We start from the raw sequence: 2513 nt of genomic DNA, 5'->3' as shown, positions 1-2513 counted from the left end.
TGAAAGAGGCGGCCGAAGGTGGGGTTACCATGGTTCAGTTGAGGGAGAAGGATTGCTCGTCTAAAGAGTTTCTGAATTTGGCTATTCAGCTCAAAAGATGTTTGAAATCCTTTGCTATCCCGCTTATCATAAACGACCGGTTGGATATTGCACTTGCCTGTGATGCCGACGGACTGCATATTGGCCAGAACGATATTCCCTATGAGATTGCCCGAAGGCTGTTGGGAAAGGATAAAATTATCGGCTTGTCTGTCGAAAATATCCAGGATGTAATCGAAGCCAACAAGCTGGATGTCGATTATATTGGTATTTCTCCGGTTTTCAGTACTCCTACGAAAACTGATACTGCTGAAGCTTTAGGATTGGACGGAGTTCGTGAGATAACAAAATTGTCGGAGCATCCCAGTGTGGGCATCGGAGGAATTAATCTGAGTAATGCCCACGAAGTGATTGCTGCCGGGGCGGATGGTATATCTGTGGTGTCTGCAATCATGTCTCACCCTGATCCGAGGCTTTCGGCCTTACAGTTAAAGGATATAGTTGTCAAAAATAAATTAAAATGATACAAATGAAATGGAGTGAGAAGGCCTGGAAGGCAATTGAACCGATATATGAAAAGACGGTAACGTTGCCTTTTATCCAGGAGTTGACTAACGGTACGCTGGACAGAGAGAAGTTTATTTTTTATATTCAGCAGGATGCCATGTACCTTTCTGATTACGGAAGTGTAATTACGGGGATTGCATCCAAATTAAAAGATCCGGCACACACGGAATCGTTCATCCGTTTTGCAGGAGATAGTATTGTCGTTGAGAGGGCTTTGCACGAGTCATTTATCCATGGAATTAATGAAAAGGACCGTTTAAAACCATCACCTGCTTGTTTGCTTTACACTTCGTATTTGTGGCGTCAATTAGCTAATGCTCCGATTGAGGTTAGTGTTGCCGCCGTGTTGCCCTGTTTCTGGATATACAAGGCTGTGGGTGATTATATCTTGGCAAATCAGACGAATGAGGAGAATCCATATCAGACCTGGATTAATACGTATGGAGGGGATGATTTTTCCAGATCTGTGAGCCGGGCCATTGAGATATGTGATGAGTTGGCCGAAAGCTGTACCGAGAGCCGGCAAAAAGAGATGTTGGAGGCTTTTGTTGTCTGCTCTAAAATGGAATACCTGTTTTGGGATTCGGCCCATAATTTGGAACAATGGAAAATATAGAAAATAAAAACGATGAAAAAATATAGAATTGCTTTAAGCATTGCCGGAAGTGATCCGAGTGGGGGAGCTGGTATACAGGCGGATCTGAAGACTTTTTCGGCTTGCGGTTGCTATGGTGCAACGGCTATTGTTGCTGTGGTGGACGAAAATACGGTTGGAGTAACAGGGGTTCATCCCGTTCCGGTTTCATTTGTAACGGGACAGATAAAATCTGTTCTGGATGATATCGGAGCAGATGCGATTAAGATTGGAATGCTGCATTCCTCCGAATTGATAGTTGCAGTGAGAGATACGTTATCTAAATATAAGATTCGGAATATTGTATTTGATCCGGTGATGGTGGCTACCTCGGGCGATAAGCTTTTACAGGATGAGGCAATTACGACATTGAAAAATGAGCTGATTCCTTTTGTGAGGGTTATTACACCCAATATTCCGGAGGCCGAAATCTTATTGGGTAAGAAGATTGCCACACAGGAGGATCTGCCTTTGGTTGTAAAATCGTTGTCGGTTGGCGGTACTGTATCTGTATTGCTGAAAGCCGGACATTTATCGAATGAAGAGCTGACCGACGTATTTTATAATGCTGAGACGGACGAAATCATAAAACTAAGTTCAAAAAGAGTACATACGAAGAATACACATGGTACAGGTTGCACATTCTCCTCTGCCATTACTGCTTTTCTGGCTCACGATAAGTCGTTGAATGAGTCGATCCGGCTGGCCAAAGAGTATATAAACCAAACAATTGTAACCGGTGCTGCATACGAAATTGGCAAAGGACACGGCCCGGTACATCATTTTTTTAATTTTTGGGAATAAGAGATAAAGATGATTGACATTAAATAAATCGTAAGGAGCAAGTCTCTTTACGATTTTATATGCTGTTTTAGTTTTTTTATGGCCCAATCATAATGGCTGGAAGTGGAAGATACTGCATAGCTTCCCAGACTGGTTGTCCCTGTCCAAGAATAATACTTTTTTGTAAATAATTCCTCATTTGTAAAAGATTCAATTAATTTCAGTACTTCTCTGTGACTTTCTTTTAGAAGTGTAGTAGCACTTTCAAGAGAGGTTTTCTGATGTTTCTCCCAGAATCCGATATTCATTTGAGGATATGTTTTCCAGTTATACGGATCAGGAAGAAAGTTGACCGGCTTTCCTGAAATATTGGATTGAGCCCATTTAATAAACAGTTGATGCCATTCGTAAAGATGAATCAAGACATCCCGCAGATTCTTATCTCGATCTTCGAATGAAAATGTAGCGTGTTGCTTTTCTTCAGACATGG

At 41.9% G+C, this 2513-nt stretch carries 4 protein-coding genes; 3 read left to right on the top strand and 1 reads right to left on the bottom strand.

The annotated features are described in order from the left end of the window. The 3 genes from thiE to thiD form a co-directional block, all read left to right on the top strand. On the top strand, positions 1-563 hold a 563-nt coding region (thiE, locus tag AB7E53_RS14235; RefSeq protein ID WP_446776421.1), incomplete at its 5' end, for a thiamine phosphate synthase. Continuing rightward, positions 560-1222: a thiaminase II gene (gene tenA / locus AB7E53_RS14230; RefSeq protein WP_371689143.1), complete on the top strand. Its 663-nt coding sequence runs from the start codon at positions 560-562 to the stop codon at positions 1220-1222. The genes thiE and tenA, both read left to right, overlap by 4 nt. 12 nt (positions 1223-1234) lie before the next feature. Further along, the gene (gene thiD / locus AB7E53_RS14225; RefSeq protein ID WP_079682593.1) at positions 1235-2044 is read left to right on the top strand and encodes a bifunctional hydroxymethylpyrimidine kinase/phosphomethylpyrimidine kinase; all 810 of its coding nucleotides are present in this window, start codon (positions 1235-1237) and stop codon (positions 2042-2044) included. 47 nt (positions 2045-2091) lie between these two features. Here thiD and AB7E53_RS14220 read toward each other — a convergent pair. Continuing rightward, a partial coding sequence (locus AB7E53_RS14220; RefSeq protein WP_446776419.1) for a ClbS/DfsB family four-helix bundle protein occupies positions 2092-2513 on the bottom strand: 422 nt, incomplete at its 5' end.

Origin of the sequence: Macellibacteroides sp., from assembly GCF_050251695.1 — a bacterium.
GTDB lineage: Bacteria > Bacteroidota > Bacteroidia > Bacteroidales > Tannerellaceae > Macellibacteroides > Macellibacteroides fermentans.
This window is presented reverse-complemented; position numbering and strand designations above follow the sequence as displayed.